Source organism: Robertmurraya sp. GLU-23 (genome assembly GCF_052983275.1).
The window spans coordinates 178,009-198,627 of sequence record NZ_JBRKCV010000001.1 but is presented as its reverse complement, the minus strand read 5'-3'; the positions used below and the strand labels follow the sequence as shown (position 1 = coordinate 198,627).

Here is a 20,619-nt window from a genome sequence, read left to right as displayed (position 1 = left end):
TAACTTTCTAATTCATTACTCTGCGAACAGAATATATATCAGGAATTTGCTTAATACGTTCCACGACCTTTTGTAAATGACTTACATTATTAATAGCAATAGACATATTGATGGTTGCCATCTTATTTCGGTCAGACTTTCCGGAAACCGCTGATATGTTTGTTTTCGTTTCATTCACAGCCTGTAGAACTTCATTTAATAATCCGCGGCGGTCGTACCCACTGATTTCAATATCCACGTTATATTCCTTTTTATTATTTAAGCCTGTTTCCCATTCAACAGGAATCAGTCTAGCCTTTGCATCCTCAGTATCGATGTTTGAACAATCCGCACGATGGACAGAGACACCGCGACCTTTCGTGATAAAGCCAACAATCTCGTCTCCTGGAACAGGACTGCAGCATCTAGAGAGCCGTATGAGAAGATTATCAATTCCCGTCACCCTCACACCTGATTCCCTCTTTTTCGTTGAAGGGAATGACTTTAATTCTGACACTGCATTTGAAATCGTGCTTACCTGCTCAAGATCTCGTTTCTTTCTCCATTTCTCAGTCAAGCGATTGGCTACTTGAAGAGCAGTGATCCCGTTATATCCAACGGCCGCATACAAGTCATCTTCATGGAAAAAGTTAAACTTCTCACTAACTCTTTTCACATTTTCAGGCGTTAAGATTTCCTTCACATCAAAATCCATGCTTCGTATTTCTCTCTCAACCTGCTCGCGACCCTTTTCAACGTTTTCATCCTTACGTTGCTTCTTAAAGAATTGACGAATTTTATTTTTGGCTTGTGACGTTTGAGCTAACTTTAACCAGTCTTGACTAGGGCCGTATGAATGCTTTGAAGTTAAAATCTCGATAATATCCCCTGTTTTCAACTTGTAATCAAGGGTAACCATCTTACCGTTCACCTTAGCACCAATTGTTTTATTACCGATTTCAGAATGGACACGATAAGCAAAATCAATTGGTACAGAACCAGAAGGTAGCTCAAATACATCTCCTTTTGGCGTAAACACAAACACCATATCAGAAAATAAATCAATTTTTAAGGATTCCATAAACTCCTCAGCATTTGCTGTATCATCTTGGAATTCTAATATTTCTCTAAACCATGTTAATTTTTCTTCAAGAGAAGATCCTTCATTAGCTGATTTCCCTTCTTTATACGCCCAGTGTGCAGCAATCCCAAATTCAGCAATCTCATGCATATCAAAAGTACGAATCTGAACCTCTAATGGATCACCTTTTGGTCCAATAACGGTCGTATGAAGAGATTGGTACATATTTGGTTTAGGCATGGCAATATAATCTTTAAATCGTCCAGGCATTGGCTTCCAACAAGTATGAATGATTCCTAACACTGCATAACAATCTTTTATCGAATTTACGACGATTCTTATTGCAAGCAAATCATATATTTCGTTAAACTGCTTGTTTTGAATCGCCATTTTTCGATAAATGCTATAAATATGTTTAGGACGCCCAGAGATTTCTGCTTTTATCAAAACTTCATCCAGGCTCACTCGCATTTCCTTAATAACATCGTCTAAGTATTGCTCACGTTCTGCACGCTTTTTCTTCATTAAATTTACAATCCGGTAATACTGCTGAGGATTTAAGTAACGTAGTGCGGTATCCTCAAGTTCCCATTTAATTTTAGAAATCCCTAATCGATGTGCTAATGGTGCGAAAATTTCTAATGTTTCATTTGATATACGTCTTTGCTTCTCGACTGGTAAATGCTTTAACGTACGCATATTATGGAGTCGGTCAGCTAATTTAATTAAGATAACCCGAATGTCTTGCGCCATTGCTACGAACATTTTTCGATGATTTTCTGCCTGCTGTTCTTCATGAGATTTATACTTAATCTTCCCGAGTTTAGTAACACCGTCGACAAGCATGGCCACTTCTTCGCCAAATTCCTTTGCCATATCTTCAATCGTTACATCTGTGTCCTCAACGACGTCATGAAGAAAACCCGAAGCAACCGTAGCTGGGTCCATTTCCAAGTCAGCCAATATTCCTGCAACTTGTATGGGATGAATAATGTACGGTTCACCTGATTTACGATATTGTTCACGATGAGCATGCTTTGCGAATTCATATGCCCTTTTCACATATGCTGCATTTTCATCATTTAAATATTTCTTCGTTCGATCGATGACTTGTTCGGCGGTCAACACTTGATCATTCGCCATATAATCACCTTTAACTTTCTATGTTACCCCATGAATGTGAGGAATATATTTTTTATCATAATAAAACTAATATTGTTACTATTATCGAAAAAAAAACTCAATATGTAAAGGGAAAGCCTGTTATTTTTCTGGGAAAATTAAAAATAATGTCGAATCATGTCATTTCCAATCAAAATAAATGAAAAAAAGCGCAACGATTGCTGCGCTTTTTTGTCTATTTTAGTATTCCATTAAAGTTAAGATATCATATCCATCTAATTTATCTCTTCCATCTAAATAGGATAGCTCAATTAAGAAGGCAATTCCTGCAACAACTCCGCCTAATTGCTCTACAAGTTTAATTGTTGCATCAATCGTTCCACCAGTTGCCAGCAAATCATCCGTGATTAATACACGTTGCCCCGGTTTAATTGCATCCTTATGGATCGTTAAAACGTCACTACCATATTCAAGGCCGTAGTTCACTTTTACGGTTTCTCTTGGTAGTTTCCCTTCTTTTCTAACTGGAGCGAATCCTACCCCTAAAGAATATGCCACTGGACATCCGATAATAAAACCACGAGCTTCTGGACCTACTACGATATCAATATTTCTTTCTTTTGCATAATCTACAATACGATCGGTTGCGTAACGGTACGCTTCACCGTTATCCATTAATGTTGTAATATCTTTAAACTTAATTCCTGGCTTTGGCCAATCTTCTACAATCGTTACATATTTCTTTAAATCCATTACTTTACTTCCTCCTCAATTTCCACCGAGCCTCGAATACATTCATCCAACCAGGAGTGAAGTACCTGATAGGAGGAATATAATAATTCTTGTTCAAGCGCTAAATCTTCTTGTTTTTTCTGATATGTTTTAGAGCTCGTTAGATCTCGTTTATGACTGCTAGTGTTAAGTGTAATAAATCCATTGTTTATTTTAACAAAATCCAGTTCAAAAAACACCTGTGACATAAAATCAATTGTTTCTCTAGACCAGCCACGGTATTTTGCTAAATCATCACCGTACTTTTCCAAATCGAAAGGTGCCTTTTTTGATAAAAACGCATAATACCATTTGAAATGATCTCTTGTTGGGATCGTACTGAAAAATTCACTTTCCTCTTTGTAAAAATGCGCATAAATTCTAGCAGGTTTCTTTCCATTCAGTAATGAAGTCAATAATTCCTTCGATGTTGGCAGATCATATAAAACCACATACTGATCATCTATAACCATATTTCTAGCTTGCTCAACCGTATCAATAAGATGTAATCGATCCGAAAGTGCCTGTTTTATATTCTCTGAAATCTCGTTATTAAAGCTAATCCACTTGCTAGTAGGAACCATTTCCTTAACCTTACCAACCTGCTTTATTCCACGATAATCAAATAATTGCCATTCATTTATAGCCAGATCATGTAAAAAGATTTGGGGCTTCCTTATATTATTCCATTCATTTATAGACAATTCACCTACGACTGAGAGCTTCGATTGTGGCGATATATGATCTACCTTTTCACCTAGATGAAAACCGATTCCGTCCAGGATGGAGCCTTCATGTTCTAATGTTAGTTTTAAATGGCTTTGATTAGCACCGATTTTCTTAATTTGCGTTATATTCGCATCTCTCACCAAAATCTTTGGTTTTTTATTGCTCGTCCCAAATGGTGCAAGAAGTTGTAGCTCCTCTAAAGCATTTAGCTGAACATCTTTAATTGACATTTCTAAATCAACTACCGTGATTGGGATGAAATCTTCCTCAGACAGTTGATTTACTGCGAGCTCATTTAATCTGGATCTTAATTCATCCACGTCCTCAAGTTTTAGCGTCATACCTGCCGCCATAGGATGTCCACCAAAATGTGGTAGAATCTCTCGACATGTGGAAAGATTCTTAAATAAATCAAATCCTTCAATGCTTCTAGCTGAGCCTTTAGCAATACCTTTCTCTCGATCAAAGCTTAACACAATCGTAGGTCGGTAAAATGCTTCTACTAATCTAGATGCAACAATCCCAACAACTCCTGCATTCCAGCCTTCTTGTCCAACAACAATTACAGAATTCTCCCCAATAGGATAGAAATCATTTACTTGTTGAATCGCTTCATCTGCAATGCTTGATACAATTCGTTGTCGTTCCTTATTGTACGAATCGATTTCCTCTGCGAGCATTTCCGCTTCATCCAAGTCTTCAGTTAAAAGTAAGTGAACAGCTGGATCAGCTGAGTCTAACCGACCTACTGCATTGATTCGAGGTCCTATTGTAAAACCAATCGTTTCCTCATCTATGGTTTGTTGTTCGATACCAGCTTGTTTACAAAGGGCCTTGATCCCTGATCTACTACTGCTTCTTATTTTTTTTAACCCTCTTTTTACTAGATAGCGATTTTCATCAACCAAAGGGACAAGGTCAGCAATCGTTCCAATCGCTACAAATTCAAGTAAATGTTCAGGAAGTTGACCTAGTAAGGCCTGTGAAAGCTTAAATGCTACTCCTACCCCAGCTAATTCTTTAAAAGGGTAATTACTTCCCGGTAGCTTTGGATGAATAATTGCTAGTGCTTCAGGGAGGATTGGACCTGGTTCATGATGGTCGGTAATAATCAAATCCACACCAAGATTCTTTAAGACACTTGCCTCATGTACAGCTGAAATACCGGTATCCACAGTGATTATTAGTTTCACTCCACTTTCGTGAGCATGACGAAAAGCGGGTTCGTTTGGACCGTACCCTTCTGTAAAACGATTGGGAATATAAAAGTCGACAATTGCACCTAGTTCTTTTAATGTAAGCATCATGACAGATGTACTCGTTACACCATCGGCATCATAATCACCAAAAATCAATATCGGTTCTTGGTTTTCAATTGCTTGATGAATTCTATTAACCGCAATGTCCATCCCTGTTAATAGATATGGATCATGACATTGTTCCTCATGTTCATACAAAAATTTTTTAGCTAGAGATGCTGTATTAAATCCTCTTCGTACAAGCAAAGAAGCGACAAGAGGAGATATCTTTAATTCGCTACAAAGCTCTTTCACATCGTCTTCACTTTTATGCTGTTGAACACTCCAGCGTGATTTTGGCTTTAACATTCCTTCACCCCTTAGCTTTTCTATTATACTTTAGGCGGTCTACTGTTTCAATGGAATGGTTTCCCCAGTTAGTAAATAAAAAAGCCCGCTTTTTTAAGCAGACTCTTCATTTAATCATAGGTAATGTCACTATTATCTGGATTGTAAGGATTGATATGTACAAACACATTTTCAACATGTCTTTCTTCCATAAGTTTTTGCTTTACCTTTTTCCCAACCCGGTGCCCTTCTTCGACTGTTATATAAGGATCGACAGATATTTTCAAATCAATAATCACATAGTGACCGTGTTCCCTTGCGTGTAGTTCATCAATCTTTTTAACCTCTGATATGCTTTCAACAATCTTTCGAAGTTCTATCGTATCCTCTTCATGTAGAACATGATCAAGGGCATTGTGAATCGATTCACTCCCCAGTTTCCATGCTAATTTTAATATAAGAATAGATACAAATAACCCTGCTACCGGATCTGCATATACGAGCCAGCCAATAGCAAGCTTTTCCCCTAAAATCGCACACCCAATCCCCACCAACGCAGCTAAAGACGAATACACATCTGACCTGTGATCATAAGCAGTTACAATTAAGGCATCACTGTTTAACTTCTTCCCCATCGAGAAGGTATAACGGTACATGGTCTCTTTAATGGCAATTGATACAATCACTGCCACAAGAGCAATTAGTTTAGGGGCTTCAATCGGCTCGAAAAACGCTTGAAAGGAGGATTTTCCAATCTCAAACCCAACTAAAACCAATAAAACGGCCACAATAATGGCTGCGATCGACTCCGCCTTGCCGTGTCCATATGGATGATCTTCATCTGGTGGTTGTTTAGCAGCACGCAATCCTATAAAAACAGCTAAAGAGCCCGCCACATCTGAAGCCGAATTAACAGCGTCAGCAACTAAAGCCCGACTGTTTGCATACACACCAATTACCCATTTCAAAACAGCTAAAATTAAATTCCCAATAATCCCAATAATTGCTACAAATTCGGCTTTTTTAAATCGCTCTTGATTTTCCAATACTTAACTCTCCTTCAACCCATTCACTACCAATTAGTGTAACCAAAAAATCCTTTTCAAAAAGAGAAACCACAGAGAAATATTCCCTGTGGTTCTAGAATTAAACCTGTGGCTCGTCTGTTCTTTCTCTTTTTACTTTTTCAGTTATTAGAACTCCCTTTTGCTTAAGTTCTTTTGCTTTCATCACTAGCCATAGTTGAGCAGCGATAAAAATAGAGGAGTATACACCAACAACTAGTCCGATTAGCAACGCTAAAGAGAAATTAAGAATGGAGGAACTTCCAAATAGCAGTAAAGCAACAACGGCAATAACTACAGTTAAGACCGTATTTACTGATCTTCCTAATGTTTGACGTAAACTACTATTTACAACGTCAGCAAGTTCTTCATAAGTTTTAATTCTCTTTTTCTTAGCCAAGTTTTCTCTCATTCGGTCAAATGTTACGATTGTGTCATTGATTGAGTAACCGACAATGGTTAAGACGGCTGCGATAAACGTTAAATCTACCTCTAGTCTTGTAAAACTAAACAAAACAATAATGAAGAAAACATCATGTAAGAGTGCGACAATTGCAGCAAGAGCCATTCTCCACTCAAAACGAATCGATACATAGAGAATAATTCCAATGGATGCTATCGCTACAGCAATCATTGCATTTTTAGCTAACTCTTTTCCAACCACTGGGGAAACCGTGCTGATATTAGGATCTGAACCGTATAATTCTTTAAAGTGTGCTTTAAGCTCAGCAATTTCTTCCTTTGGTAATACACCTAAAAAGCGAACCACGGCAACGTCATTATTGTCTCCAGACATGACAATATTTTCAGCTTCAAGATCAAATTTCGCAAACTCTTGTTTTAACTGTTCAATTTCAATTGGTTTATCGGACGGTACTTCCACCCTCGTTCCACTTGCAAAATCAATTCCTAGATTGAGCTTAAACAAGATTAGAACGACCAGTCCGACTGAGAATAATACACCTGAAATAGTAAAGATGATTTTATGATTTTTCACAAAATCCCATCGATCGAATCTTGTAGGTAAATCAATGGCATCATAACCTTCAGAAATATCTTTCATATCTTTCTTTCTTACACCAAGCCAAGTAGGGCGCTTACTTAGGAAACCGCTTTTCACCCACAAACCTAGCAATAGACGAGATGCAAAAACAGCCGTAATAAAGCTTCCTAAAATCGAGATAATTAACATCGTTGCAAACCCTTTAACAGAGCTTGTTCCATAGAAAAATAGTACTCCAGCGGCAATAATGGTCGTGATGTTCGAGTCAAAAATAGTCCAAAACGCACCTTTACTACCCACTTCATAAGCCGACTTAACCGTTCTTCCAACCTTTAGTTCTTCCTTAATTCTCTCATACGTAATGATGTTCGCATCTACAGCCATACCCACCCCGAGGATTAAAGCTGCTATTCCTGGTAGTGTTAACACTCCATTCATCCAATCGAAGATCAGGAGAATTAGGTAAATATAAAGAGAGAGTGTAATAACAGCAATAAATCCAGGGAAACGATAATAGAAAAGCATGAATAAGAAGATGACACTAATTCCTACGATTCCAGCAAACACCGTCTCATTTAGTGCTTCTTCCCCAAATTGAGCACCAACAGAGGTTGAATACACTTCGGTAAGCTGAACAGGAAGTGCTCCCGCATTTAACAAAGAAGCCAACGTCTTTGCTTCTTCTAATTCAAAATTTCCGACAATGGAAACGGTATCTTGATTAAACACTTGATTTACATTTGGATTGGACAGAAATTTTGGTTCTTCCTTGGCAATTTCTGCTTGGTAAGAATCTTCCCCTTCTTCAAAATCTAACCAGATAATTAATTGATTTTGAGGAGCCATTCCAACAATTTCTTGTGTCACTTCTCGAAATTTATCCGCACTCTTTAACTGTAAAGAGATGCTCGGTTGGTTGTTTTCATCAAAGGTTTGCTTCGCACCACCCTCAACTAAATCCGTACCATCCATCATGATTTCATCATTAGCATTTCGGAACGTTAAATTCGCCTCTGTCGAAAGAATTTCACGAGCTTGGTCCTGGTCAGATACACCGGCAAGCTGAACACGAATGCGATTATCACCTTCAATTTGAATGACCGGCTCACTTACCCCAAGTACGTTAATTCGATTATCTAATGCCTCTACCGTACTATTTAAAACTTCCTGGTCAATTTCTTGGCCTTTTTTAGCAGGTTCCACTTCGTAGAGAACTTCAAATCCTCCTTGAAGGTCCAATCCTAGTTTTATATTTTTTAAAATACTATTTGTAGTTGTCCCAATTGTACTTGCAAAAAGAAGCAGCAATAACAAAAAGGCCACAATTCTACTGCGTTTGACCATTATGTATAAATCCTCCTTAACATTGTAACCCAGGCAAGGTAACACTGATACCTGCTTGTTTTTTCTATTCTAATATTATGAAACAGTTAGGAAATTGTGTCAATTTATGGACAAGTATGTACTTATTTCAATAGTTCCCTTCTTTCTTCCTCATTCGCAAGTGAAAATTCATCCGACTTAAATGCTTCAACAGTCGCGTAATTCATATATTCTCCTACATTTACAGAAAGAATATCTGAGACTAACTCATAGATCTTAACGTCCTCCTTCGGTTTTCTCCACTTCTTCTTACTTAAGAACTCCCAAAGACTATCTTGACTAATCTTCCCATATCCAAGAAGAAAAAACTCTTCCATCTTACTAATTAATGCTGGGTGTACTTCTTTGCGAAAACGATCGTAATTATGGCCGATTTCCATATCGAGCCGCCTCCTAATACTAGAGTATAAAATATAGAGAAATTTATAAGACCTTGTCATGCTTTGTCCACATAGGTGCATATAGTTAATTGTATATGATTATACCTATTTTGAGAAGGCAGGTAGCGAGATGTCAAAGTTTTTAAAAGGAACAATAATTTTGTTAGTTGCCGGCTTTGTGACAAGAGTTCTTGGTTTTATTAATAGGATTGTGATTGCAAGGTTTATAGGCGAAGAAGGTGTTGGATTATATATGATGGCCTTTCCGACACTTATTCTTGTTGTCACTCTCACACAACTAGGCCTACCGGTGGCTATTTCAAAAAATATAGCAGAAGCAGAGGCGAAAGGTGATACAAAGAAAATAAAACAAATACTTATTGTTTCTTTGGCAACAACCTTTACTTTATCCCTCATCTTTACTCCTGCTCTATTTATGCTTGCACCGTACTTATCAGAAACTCTTTTTACAGATCCACGCACACATTTACCATTGCTCGCGATTGCTCCAATCATACCGATTGTTGCACTTTCTTCTGTGCTAAGAGGATATTTCCAAGGCAGACAAAATATGAAACCTTCTGCTATTTCACAAGTGATCGAACAAGCGGCTAGAATCACATTGATTGCGGTATTAACAAGTATGTTTATGCCATATGGAGTAGAATACGCAGCAGCAGGAGCCATGGTTGCATCTGTAATTGGAGAGCTTATCTCATTGATTTATCTGGTTACATCATTTAAGCTCAAGAAACAATTTCGAGTTAGAAAGAAATTTTTCAAGCATGTGCAAGAAGGAAAATCAACATTTCATGAACTGATGGGCGTTGCTTTACCAACGTTAGGAAGTAGGATGATTGGTTCCATTGCGTGGTTTTTTGAACCGATAGTCGTCTCACATAGCTTAGCTATTGCTGGTGTTGCCGCCATTACTGCAACAAAGCAATATGGAGCATTAACAGGCTTTGCTATGCCGCTTTTACTCTTGCCATCATTTATTACTTTATCGCTGTCCACATCGCTCGTTCCGGCAATCAGTGAGGCAAATTCGCAGAATAATAAAAAGCTGATTGAATATCGATTACAACAAGCACTACGCTTTGCTTTTTTGACAGGTGGATTATCGGTTGTGATACTCTATGTTTTAGCTGAACCCCTTATGGAGGTCATGTATGGATCTTCTAGCGGAGCGTACTTTATTCAAATCATGGCACCATTCTTCCTCTTCTATTACTATCAAGGACCATTACAAGCTACTCTGCAAGCACTGGATCTAGCAAGGGCTGCTATGATTAACTCGCTCTTTGGGTCTGTTGTAAAAACAGCTGTTATATTTTTATTAGCTAGTCAGCCAAGCTTTGGTATTAAAGGGGCAGCGTTAGGGATTGTATTCGGCTTTTTAGTGGTGACTCTCCTCCATTTTGCAACGGTTCTAAAGAAAATTTCTTTCACCTTTTATATTTGGGATTATTTACTAACCTTTGCTAGTATGGGTGTTTCTGGATGGGCTGGTTTATCCTCCTATAATTACTTCAAAGGGGACTTGCCATTATCACTTAACGTGATCGTAAGCTGTGTGGCCATTACTATCTCCTATACACTACTTATTATCATTGCTGGGCAAATTAAAAGAGAAGAAATGATCCGAGTGCCTTTCATTGGGAATGTGTTGTCAAAACTAATTTTGCGTTAAAAAAGAGGTGATCGATTGCTCACCTCTTTTTTGCATCTATCATATCTACAAAAAATTTCCCATCTTGATAGCTGCAAAAGGAAATTTCTTTTACTTGAGTATATCCCAGTTTCTTTAGTTCCTGAAGAAGCCAAAATTTATTTTTCTCTATACGTTGTAAATTACTTTCTTGAACCTCCCCATCCAATATTAACGGGATGGTAATTCCCCCTTTATTTTGGCTTTTCTCATAAACAGATAGCTTTCCTGATGTTTCAAGTATCGCAAATTCTACATCAGCAATATTACGAATATCCTTATCTCTTAGCTGCAAAAGTAGATCATCGAAATTGTAGCGTTGTTTTCTCATTTCATGTTCATCGATTTTTCCGTTGTTAATTATGATGGAAGGCTTCCCGTCTAACATATCTCTAACCTTTTTACTTTTTAAGGAAAAAAAGGCCAAGGTGATTTGAATAATCATGAGTACAGCCATCGGCAAAATATTATTCACTATTGTTTCTTCTGGCTTTTCGATGCCGACGACCGCTATCTCTGCGATCATAATATAGACAACCAAATCTAATACGTTTAACTCTCCAAGCTCTCTCTTCCCCATTAGTCGAAAAATAATAGAAATCACTCCGTATAAGAGAATTGTACGAATAACTATTAAAAAATATTGATCCAAAAGAACCGCTCCCTTTAAGTTCATTCCTTTTTATTGTTTGCAAATCTGCAGAAAACATGAACAAAATGTGATTCTATTTAGAAAAACTCATGAATATGCTTGTACTAAGCAATTACTGCAAAAGTATTAGAAGGGAGAGGGGTCCAATCGAAGAATCGAAAAATTTTGGCAATGCCGTACTATACGGGGTCATAACTGTATTTTTATTTGCAATTGTTAGTTCGGTTATATTTTCCTTAATTCTCCGATTTACACCAACTAGCGAATCTTCATTACAATTTATTATTACTGGTGTTTCATTTATCACATTGTTTTTAGGTGGGTTCGTATCAGGGGGAAAAGGGAAACAAAAAGGCTGGCTAGTTGGAGGCTTCACTGGCATTGTTTACACCACAGTCATTTTTTTATTCCAATTTTTAGGCATGGATAGTTTGTTTTCTTTTGAAGAAATCGTTTATCATGTTTGCTATATTTTAACAGCCATGATGGGTGGAATTTTAGGTGTTAATATAAGTACCACATCTAAAAGAACTGCATAATACGCAATAAAAGAGGCAAACCCGTTAAGGTCTGCCTCTTTTTATGTGTTATGCATTTGCTACAGAGCTAGATTCAAGCACTTCTCTAATAGCAGCGCGGTCGTATGTAAGACGACTTCCATCACCACATTTAATAACTACCTTGCCTTCGTCTAATGCATCGACTGTTCCGTGTAGGCCACCAATCGTCACGATTTTATCCCCTTTTGACAGGTCGCTTTGCATTTTTGAAACCGCCTTTTGACGTTTTTGCTGTGGACGAATTAACAAGAAGTAAAATAATGCAAACATTAGGATTAATGGACCTAATGTACCTAATAGTCCTTCCATTGTCTAACCTCCTTTCAATGTCTTATCAATTTAGAAGTTTTTTGCATTCGGCTGATTAAAGCCATATTGTTCAAAAAATTCTTCTCTGAAGTCCCCTAAGCGATCTTCTCGGATTGCTTGTCTGACATTCTCCATTAATTTTAACAGAAAATATAAGTTATGGTAAGTTGTAAGTCTTATTCCGAACGTTTCATCACAACGAATCAAGTGACGAATATAGGCACGAGAATAGTTTTTGCAAGTGTAGCAATCACAATTTGGATCAAGTGGTCCAAAATCTCTTGCATACTTCGCATTCTTTACAACCAATCTACCTTCACTCGTCATCAATGTTCCGTTTCTAGCTATTCTAGTTGGTAAAACACAATCAAACATATCAATTCCTCGAATAGCCCCATCGATTAGAGAATCTGGAGAACCTACTCCCATTAAATATCTTGGCTTATTCGATGGTAATAGAGGGGTTGTGAACTCTAGAACTCGATTCATAATATCCTTCGGTTCACCAACAGATAGACCACCAACTGCATATCCTGGGAAGTCGAGAGAAACAAGGTCACGTGCACTTTGTTTCCGAAGTTCCTCGTATTCCCCACCTTGTACAATACCGAATAGTCCTTGATCCTCTGGACGTTGATGCGCACTTAAGCATCTTTCTGCCCAACGCGATGTACGTTCGACCGATTTCTGCATATACTCATACGTAGCAGGGAATGGTGGACATTCATCAAAGGCCATCATGATATCCGAGCCTAATGCATTTTGAATTTCCATTGCTTTTTCTGGTGATAAGAAGAGCTTGTCGCCGTTTAAATGATTTCTGAAATGAACTCCCTCTTCCTCAATCTGGCGAAACTTACTTAGAGAAAACACTTGGAATCCACCAGAGTCAGTTAAAATGGCCCGATCCCAGTTCATAAACTTGTGTAGCCCACCAGCCTCTTTAATAATCTCATGTCCAGGTCGAAGCCATAGATGATAAGTATTACTTAAAATAATCCCTGCCCCCATCTGAACAAGTTCTTCTGGTGACATCGTTTTTACCGTTGCAAGTGTTCCTACCGGCATAAAGACAGGTGTGTCAAATGAGCCATGTGGTGTGTGTACTCTGCCTAATCTTGCCCCTGTCTGTTTACATGTCTTTATTAATTCGTAACGAATAGCCGTCAAAAATAGTCAACTCCTAGTAAGTAATTAAACAATAAGCATCGCATCGCCAAAACTAAAGAAGCGATACTTTTCGGTTACTGCTGTTTCATATGCGTGAATGACATTTTCTCTTCCTGCAAGTGCACTTACAAGCATGATTAATGTGGATTTTGGAAGATGGAAATTTGTTATCATTCCATCAATTCCTTGAAATGTATATCCAGGAAAAATAAAAATATCGGTCCATCCACTTTCAGCGACAAACTCGCCGTTATGTTTCGATGCGATCGTCTCTAATGTTCTTGTGGAGGTAGTTCCAACTGAAATGATTCGTCCACCTTGATTTTTTACTTCATTTAGTAATCGAGCGGTTCCTTCTGACATCTGATAGAACTCGGCATGCATATCATGTTCTAAAATATCGTCTACACTGACAGGTCGGAATGTCCCTAAGCCAACATGGAGTGTAATAAAGGCGATATGAACCCCACGAGAGCGAATTTCTTCTAAAAGCTCTTCTGTGAAATGAAGACCCGCAGTGGGAGCTGCAGCGGAACCACGTTCCTTAGCAAATACGGTTTGATATCGTTCGCGATCCTCTAATTGTTCTTTTATGTAAGGGGGCAGTGGCATTTCACCTAATTGCTCTAATACCTCATAAAAAATACCTTCATAGTTAAATTCAAGCGTTCTACCTCCGTGCTCGGATTCCCCTACACACCGGGCCGTTAAAAGTCCATTTCCAAATGAAATAACTGTACCTTCTTTTACCCTTTTCGCTGGCTTTACTAAAGTTTCCCAACGATCTCCATCCAACTGCTTTAGAAGTAATACTTCAATCTTGGCACCCGTTTCCTTTTTTTCACCGAATAATCTCGCAGGCAAGACTCTCGTATCATTTAAAACTAGGCAATCTCCTGGCCTAATGTACGCTACTATATTTTTAAATATAGTATGCTCTAACTTTCCATTTTCCTTGTCTAATACCATTAGTCTACTGCTTGTTCGTTCCTCTAATGGAGTTTGTGCAATGAGTTCCTCTGGTAAATGAAAATCAAATAAGTCTACTTTCATGCTGTTTCACCCTTCTTAAACACTACATATATTAACGAAATTTCCCTAAAAAGTAAAAAATTGCAGATAAAATAATACTTACAAGAATAGAGGTAACAATGGGGAAATACACAGTCGTGTTTCCCTTTTTCACAATAATATCGCCTGGAAGCCTACCGATTTGTATAAACTGCATGAGAAAGCCCATGACAAAAATGATTGCCCCTATTGTCATAAGAATCTTTGGAACACCAGTCATTCTGTTGGTACCTCCATATTAAAATGCTTATAAACCAGATTAGTAACAATTCGTCCTCTTGGAGTTCTTTGAAGAAATCCTATTTGAAGTAAATACGGTTCATATACATCCTCAATCGTATGTGATTCCTCTCCAATTGTTGCTGCAATTGTATCTAATCCAACAGGTCCTCCTCTAAACTTCTCGATGATACCCTTTAATAGTTTATGATCAATATGATCCAAACCTAATGGGTCTACCTGAAGAAGTTGTAAGGAGTAAACGGCTAATGAAAGGTCAATCATTCCATTGCCTTTAACTTGAGCAAAATCTCTAACTCGTCTGAGCAGGCGATTCGCAATACGCGGTGTCCCTCTTGAACGCTTGGCAATTTCTAAAGCCGCATCTTTTGTAATTTCTACTTGGAACACTTCACCTGTTCGTAATACGATATCCATCAGTTGATCTTCTTTATAATATTCTAATCTGCTTAAAACTCCAAATCGATCCCGAAGTGGAGCTGAAAGAGAACCTGCTCTAGTTGTGGCACCAACAAGTGTAAATGGTGGTAAATCAAGTCTTACAGACCTCGCAGTTGCCCCTTTTCCAATCACGATGTCAAGGCAAAAATCCTCCATTGCTGGATATAATACTTCTTCTATAGCTCTTGGAAGTCGGTGAATTTCATCGATAAATAATATATCACCAGGTTCAAGTGCTGTTAAAATGGCCGCTAGATCTCCTGGCCTTTCAATTGCTGGGCCTGCAGTTGTACGGATATTAACTCCCATTTCATTAGCAATAATCGTTGCTAATGTCGTTTTCCCTAATCCTGGGGGTCCATATAAGAGAACATGATCAAGCGTTTCTTGACGTATTTTAGCAGCCTCAATAAATATTTCTAAATTCTCTTTTACTTTCGTTTGACCGATATATTGTTTTAATGTTAACGGGCGTAAGCTTTGTTCGAATGATAAATCTTGAACATCTGCCTCACCAGAAATAATCCGATCGTCCAATACTCACTCACCCTTTTTCCAACTCTATTTTAAAAGAAGCTGCAGAGCTTTTTTAATATATTGCTCTGTTTCTAGTGTTTCCACTTCAAGCTTCGGTGTAATTTTCTTTATTTCTTTTTCAGAATAACCAAGCGATAATAATGCTAACATCGCTTCTTCAAGTGCCAGATTTGGATTCTTCGCTTGTTCCACATGTACTTCTTCATTGAATAAATTAGGAAAATAATCTGGAAGTGCTTGTTGAAGTTTCCCCTTCAAGTCTAAGATCATTTGTCTTGCTGTTTTCTTTCCTACCCCTGGGAATTTCACTAAAAAAGCTTCATCCTCATCTTCAATTGCTTGAACCACTTGTTCTGGTACGCCAGACGCTAATATGGCTAACGCTCCTTTTGGACCAATTCCCGATACATTCAGGAGCTTTGTGAAGAGAATTTTTTCTTCCCTTGATGAAAAACCGTATAAAGCGATCAAATCTTCTCTTACATAATGATAAGTAAAAATTCGCATCGCTTGGTTAATATGTTTTGAAAAGCTGAAAGGGTTTGGCGTAGATACTTGGTATCCAATGCCTCCTGCCTCTACAACAATATATTCAGGTCCAATAAATTCGACCGTTCCTTTTATGTAATCATACATGTAACTAAAACTCCTCTAATTTTGCTGTACCTCATTGTATCACAAATATGTTAGTATATGCCTCTAAATGTAAGATGAAAAATGCAAAAAGGAACCGATTCCGGTTCCTTTAATTCGCTTGTTTTTCCTGAACAGTATAATTTTTAAACGTTTCAAGAACTTCGACATACCGATCTTTATTCCTAATCGGTATTCCTTCCTTTAGTTCTTCATGTCTCGTACTTTCTAATTTTCCAATATCCAATTGAAAAAAGGATTGAATAATATTATATTTTTGTGGTTTTCCATAATAGATCGTTAGTACACCATCGTCTGTAATTCCGAAGTAGCCATTAGCTTTTAATAGTGGAGAAATGTCGTCTACATGCTTACGGAACACGACAGATTGGTCATCCATATCCACGACCTGCCATTGATCATATTTTGACCAAAACTGTTCCATTGACCAAATCTTCTCCTCCATTTGCTCCTCACTAACTTCTCCGTCTAAATACACTCGTTCAAGAATCACCCTGACTTCAATGGGTTCTAATCTTGGTGCAGTTTTTGAATCTTCAGCTAGGACATAGTTTGTATGAAAAACGAATACGAGAAGAAATATCCCTAAACAACCGAGCCATTTGGTTCTCATAATGATCACCTCGTTTGAAAGTTACAATAAAGAGCTAATTTCATGATTTCATTTATATAATGACCATTTTTTTCAAATTTATGCCCATTAACGCACGAAAGAGTTGATCATTTGGATCAACTCTTTCGAAATCCTATTCTTTTCCCTGAATTCGGGCCTTTAATGTTCGAAACATTCCTTTTATATCTGCATCAATGGTCTCGCGTGGACCACCATCACGCAAGTCATTATCAATATTTCTGATCCTGCTAAATGTTCCTTCATCCGTCACTACCTGTACCGATCTTCCTCTAAGATAGGGTTGAACCGCTCTTGTGATATCTGCCTTTGTTTCTACATCACGATCGTAGTTTGTTAAATCAACTGCGATTAATACATTGCTCCCATATACCACGGAACGAACATCTTCCACATTGGGAACCTTCGCCGTAACATCACCTATTTTTTCTGCTAAATCTCCTTCATACGCTGTGTAATAGGAGCTTCTTGCTTTACGGGTTTGATCATCTAAATGCCCATGATAATTGGCATCAGCATGACTATAACGGTTATCTTTCTCAAAGAAATTTTTATCCTGTTTAGCTCGAGGGACTGTAGGATTAGCAGGATTTCCCGCATCATCTTTTTGCATTAAATGCTGTCTTCGATTCTCTCTGCTTCTCTGTCCTTCCTCACCGAGAGAGTGATCCATTATTTCTACCAATGGACCATCATTTTCATTGTAAATCCTTGCATTTCCACCACCGTTATGATTTTCATTCGAGTAGTATCCAAATGGTTGGCTTATTTCCTGATTACCATTGGTTGCTTCATCCTGGCTACAACCAGCCAAACTAAAGGTTAAGGCAGCAGTGATTGGAAGTAAAACAAGTTTTTTACTCAAGCGAATAACCCCCTCCGCTTATTTGAGAGCATGATCATGCTCATTTATAGGGTGTGAGGGTTTTAGCTTTTTAATCCTGACAGTTACGACCAATTACTCTTCAAGTAAAAGCTTTACCTGCTCTACAAAGCTTTGCCGATCAAAAAATTGCCGTACAGTAAGATCCAGTACCTGTCTTACTTGAAATGTACTTGAATATTGACGAGCTTTAATAAGTCGATTCCATTCCCGAAAGATATCTGTTGGAAATATTAAAGCATACAAAAATCCACGATTATTTAAAAATGGTTCTATTTGTTCATATTCAGTAAGATCATGTAAAGACCATTCAAGACTCGGCAGGATACGATTGCAATATTGTAAGTAATCACAAGCTGGACTACCGATTGAAACTAAGTCGAAATCAATGATATATAGTTCTGAGTCTATACCACGAATAAAGTTGTGGTGTGCTAAATCGCCATGAAGAATCACTTGATCTTGATTGTTCAAAAATGAATTTTCTAACTCAAGTCCCTTTAAGGAAAAATCGGCCCATTCCATCATTTCATTTAGTATTTCTTGCTGCACAAAAAATTTAATAATGGATAAATTATTAATAAAACGAGCTGCACGTTCTCTCCATTTCAATATAAGATTATATTCTTTTAGTACCGTTTGATACCTTCTTGAAAGCTTACCTGTAGTCTGATGAAATTCTTCAAGGAGACGAAGCCCATCTTTTCTTTCTTCTTTCGACTCATAAGAAAAAGGACTGCTGGAGGATAGTGGTATGTGCTCAAGACATCCGTAATACGTACCGTCTAAGTAAAGTGGTGATTCCTTTTCGAGGTTTTGAAAAATGTATGAGTACTGAAACCCTTCTTGTCTTAAAGATGAAGCAAAAGCTTTTTGGATCTGGAGTTTTCTTAAATGACTAAACCCCTTTAATACAACAAGTTGATTACTCGTTTGTAGCAGATAAACATTCTTCCTTATTGGTTGAATGGATTCAATTGGAGTGACGAGCTCTTCCTGTAAATAGGAGAAGAGACGATTTAGAGTTAAATCGTCTCCACTAATATTATTCTTCATTTCCATCGTTTGTATTTTGACCTCTTGGCATTCCAAATGCTGATGGTCCGTACCCATAGGGATTCATATATGGCGGCTGTGCCATGGGTTGCCCGTAGGATGGAGCATACACTGGTGGCATTCCTGGGGCAAAGCCTGATCCCATTCCATAAGGGGTCATAGCAGGCCCTCCACATCCACAATCATCCTGTACGCCTTGTACGGCTGGAGCTGGATAATTTGGTGTTAAAGGCATTTGGTGATTGCCCATACTCGGTGATTCCATTTGATCCATTACCCCTTGCACTTGTGGCATTGGGCTATATGGCATTTGTTGTGGCATACCCATAGATGGATAACCTGGTGGGTAGTATCCTGGTCCGGGCATTACTGGTCCACAAGGAAATAATGGTGCTGGATATGGTGGATAAGGATACATTGGTGCTTGGTACATTGGTGCTTGGTACATTGGTGCTTGGTACATTGGTGCTTGGTACATTGGAGTATCTTGAACTCCAGCAACTTCTGTTGGCATTAATGGCATTTGGGCATCCTGCGCACCCATCACTGGACTTGGCATCATCGGCATTTGGGCATCCTGCGCACCCATCACTTGACCTGGCATCATCGGCATTTGGGCGTCCTGCGCACCCATCACTTGACCTGGCATCATTGGCATTTGCGGCATAAACGATGATGATTCATCATCGAACGGTTGCATGCCCATTCCTGGAACTCCTGGCATCATTCCATACGGCATAGTTGGCATTGCAGGCGCACCTGTCATTGCACCTTGAACCTGAGGATATGGTGCTTGAGGAGCAAAACCTGTTGGCTGGCCAAATCCTGGATTAGCTTGTGGATAAGGAAAGAAATTTTGTGGGTACATTGGATTCATTGGATTCATGGGTTCGTAACCCCCTCCTTGAGTATAGTTTGGAACGTCACTATTGGCCTCTGGCAGTGGTTTCACACCTTTAATTGGCTTCACTTCCGGCAATGGTTTTACCTCTGGTAAAGGCTTCATTTCCGCTGGAAGCTGTTTGGGTTGCATTGGAAATTGTGGTGCTGGTTGAGATTTAAATTCGGCAGGTGCCACTTGTTTTGGCTTTACCTCTTCTTTAACTGGTTTCGGCGGCTTCGGTACTGGCTTTGCAGGTTGTTGCGGTTGTACAGATAAATTCGCCATATTCATCATATAATAGTTGTTTATATCAATTTCAGGCATCATTGGCTGTGGCATTTTAGGCTTGAACGGCTTTTTTGGAGCCTCAGCAATTGGTTCGATTTGCTCCTCCATCTTTGGCGGTTGTTCAATCGGCATTTCTTTTTTAGGCGCTTCTTTTGGTGCAAGAGCAATTGGCTGTTCTTTAGGCATCTCTTTTTTTGTACCCATATTTATTTTCGCTTCCGGCTTTCCAGTGATAGGTGCTTCTTTCTTTATCATTCCACCACCGGTTGGTACTTTGATTTTCATACCGGGCATGATCATATCAGGGTTACTGAGCTGCGTATTCATTTTTTTCAGCTCTTCAAAATTCACGCCGTACTTCTTGGCGATCTTCCAAAGAGTATCCCCTTTCTGTACGATATGGATTTTCACTCTGATTTCCCTCCTATGCGTAAG

General features: G+C 38.5%; 19 protein-coding genes. 2 read left to right on the top strand and 17 right to left on the bottom strand.

The window, feature by feature from the left end; all coding sequences use genetic code 11:
- Positions 1-7: 7 nt before the first annotated feature.
- The 6 genes from ACVBAX_RS00945 to ACVBAX_RS00920 form a co-directional block, all read right to left on the bottom strand.
- Positions 8-2,203 (bottom strand): RelA/SpoT family protein, encoded by a 2,196-nt coding sequence (locus ACVBAX_RS00945; protein WP_430774766.1) that lies wholly within the window; start codon positions 2,201-2,203, stop codon positions 8-10.
- A 219-nt stretch (positions 2,204-2,422) separates the two neighbouring features.
- Positions 2,423-2,935: an adenine phosphoribosyltransferase gene (locus ACVBAX_RS00940; RefSeq protein ID WP_430774765.1), complete on the bottom strand. Its 513-nt coding sequence runs from the start codon at positions 2,933-2,935 to the stop codon at positions 2,423-2,425.
- Positions 2,935-5,289, bottom strand: coding sequence for a single-stranded-DNA-specific exonuclease RecJ (gene recJ / locus ACVBAX_RS00935; RefSeq protein WP_447115549.1), 2,355 nt, complete (start codon positions 5,287-5,289; stop codon positions 2,935-2,937). Before recJ ends, ACVBAX_RS00940 begins: the two co-directional genes overlap by 1 nt.
- A gap of 110 nt (positions 5,290-5,399) precedes the next feature.
- The gene (locus ACVBAX_RS00930; RefSeq protein ID WP_447115548.1) at positions 5,400-6,314 is read right to left on the bottom strand and encodes a cation diffusion facilitator family transporter; all 915 of its coding nucleotides are present in this window, start codon (positions 6,312-6,314) and stop codon (positions 5,400-5,402) included.
- Between the two features lie 100 nt (positions 6,315-6,414).
- On the bottom strand, positions 6,415-8,679 hold the full coding sequence (gene secDF / locus ACVBAX_RS00925; RefSeq protein ID WP_447115547.1) for a protein translocase subunit SecDF: 2,265 nt from the start codon (positions 8,677-8,679) through the stop codon (positions 6,415-6,417).
- 122 nt (positions 8,680-8,801) lie between these two features.
- Positions 8,802-9,098 carry a post-transcriptional regulator gene (locus ACVBAX_RS00920; RefSeq protein ID WP_430774761.1) on the bottom strand — a complete coding sequence of 99 codons (297 nt, stop codon included), beginning with the start codon at positions 9,096-9,098 and terminating at the stop codon, positions 8,802-8,804.
- Positions 9,099-9,228: 130 nt separating this feature from the next.
- On the opposite strand from ACVBAX_RS00920, the gene spoVB reads away from it, so the two are divergent.
- Positions 9,229-10,791 carry a stage V sporulation protein B gene (gene spoVB, locus ACVBAX_RS00915; protein WP_447115546.1) on the top strand — a complete coding sequence of 521 codons (1,563 nt, stop codon included), beginning with the start codon at positions 9,229-9,231 and terminating at the stop codon, positions 10,789-10,791.
- 19 nt (positions 10,792-10,810) lie between these two features.
- Here the strand turns inward: spoVB and ACVBAX_RS00910 are convergent, their stop codons facing one another.
- Positions 10,811-11,461, bottom strand: a complete 651-nt coding sequence (locus ACVBAX_RS00910) for a DUF421 domain-containing protein (protein ID WP_447115545.1) — start codon at positions 11,459-11,461, stop codon at positions 10,811-10,813.
- Positions 11,462-11,550: 89 nt separating this feature from the next.
- On the opposite strand from ACVBAX_RS00910, the gene ACVBAX_RS00905 reads away from it, so the two are divergent.
- The gene (locus ACVBAX_RS00905) at positions 11,551-12,000 is read left to right on the top strand and encodes a TIGR04086 family membrane protein (RefSeq protein ID WP_447115544.1); all 450 of its coding nucleotides are present in this window, start codon (positions 11,551-11,553) and stop codon (positions 11,998-12,000) included.
- A gap of 48 nt (positions 12,001-12,048) precedes the next feature.
- Here ACVBAX_RS00905 and yajC read toward each other — a convergent pair whose 3' ends face one another.
- The 10 genes from yajC to safA all read right to left on the bottom strand — a co-directional run bounded on the left by yajC (position 12,049) and on the right by safA (position 20,595).
- The gene (gene yajC / locus ACVBAX_RS00900) at positions 12,049-12,330 is read right to left on the bottom strand and encodes a preprotein translocase subunit YajC (protein WP_447115543.1); all 282 of its coding nucleotides are present in this window, start codon (positions 12,328-12,330) and stop codon (positions 12,049-12,051) included.
- A gap of 30 nt (positions 12,331-12,360) precedes the next feature.
- Positions 12,361-13,500 carry a tRNA guanosine(34) transglycosylase Tgt gene (tgt, locus tag ACVBAX_RS00895; RefSeq protein ID WP_391560266.1) on the bottom strand — a complete coding sequence of 380 codons (1,140 nt, stop codon included), beginning with the start codon at positions 13,498-13,500 and terminating at the stop codon, positions 12,361-12,363.
- A gap of 24 nt (positions 13,501-13,524) precedes the next feature.
- Complete coding sequence (queA, locus tag ACVBAX_RS00890; protein ID WP_447115542.1) at positions 13,525-14,553, bottom strand: tRNA preQ1(34) S-adenosylmethionine ribosyltransferase-isomerase QueA; 1,029 nt, start codon at positions 14,551-14,553, stop codon at positions 13,525-13,527.
- 31 nt (positions 14,554-14,584) lie between these two features.
- The gene (locus ACVBAX_RS00885) at positions 14,585-14,791 is read right to left on the bottom strand and encodes a DUF2905 domain-containing protein (RefSeq protein WP_430774755.1); all 207 of its coding nucleotides are present in this window, start codon (positions 14,789-14,791) and stop codon (positions 14,585-14,587) included.
- Positions 14,788-15,789 (bottom strand): Holliday junction branch migration DNA helicase RuvB, encoded by a 1,002-nt coding sequence (ruvB, locus tag ACVBAX_RS00880; RefSeq protein WP_430774754.1) that lies wholly within the window; start codon positions 15,787-15,789, stop codon positions 14,788-14,790. Before ruvB ends, ACVBAX_RS00885 begins: the two co-directional genes overlap by 4 nt.
- A gap of 24 nt (positions 15,790-15,813) precedes the next feature.
- Entirely contained in the window at positions 15,814-16,425 is a 612-nt protein-coding gene (gene ruvA / locus ACVBAX_RS00875) for a Holliday junction branch migration protein RuvA (protein WP_447115541.1), read from the bottom strand.
- A 109-nt stretch (positions 16,426-16,534) separates the two neighbouring features.
- Positions 16,535-17,056 carry a BofC C-terminal domain-containing protein gene (locus tag ACVBAX_RS00870; protein WP_447115540.1) on the bottom strand — a complete coding sequence of 174 codons (522 nt, stop codon included), beginning with the start codon at positions 17,054-17,056 and terminating at the stop codon, positions 16,535-16,537.
- Between the two features lie 133 nt (positions 17,057-17,189).
- Positions 17,190-17,939 (bottom strand): YhcN/YlaJ family sporulation lipoprotein, encoded by a 750-nt coding sequence (locus ACVBAX_RS00865; RefSeq protein WP_430774751.1) that lies wholly within the window; start codon positions 17,937-17,939, stop codon positions 17,190-17,192.
- Between the two features lie 93 nt (positions 17,940-18,032).
- On the bottom strand, positions 18,033-19,019 hold the full coding sequence (locus ACVBAX_RS00860; RefSeq protein WP_447115539.1) for a phosphotransferase: 987 nt from the start codon (positions 19,017-19,019) through the stop codon (positions 18,033-18,035).
- Entirely contained in the window at positions 19,003-20,595 is a 1,593-nt protein-coding gene (safA, locus tag ACVBAX_RS00855; protein ID WP_447115538.1) for a SafA/ExsA family spore coat assembly protein, read from the bottom strand. The genes ACVBAX_RS00860 and safA overlap by 17 nt, the downstream gene beginning before the upstream one ends.
- Positions 20,596-20,619 lie beyond the last annotated feature (24 nt).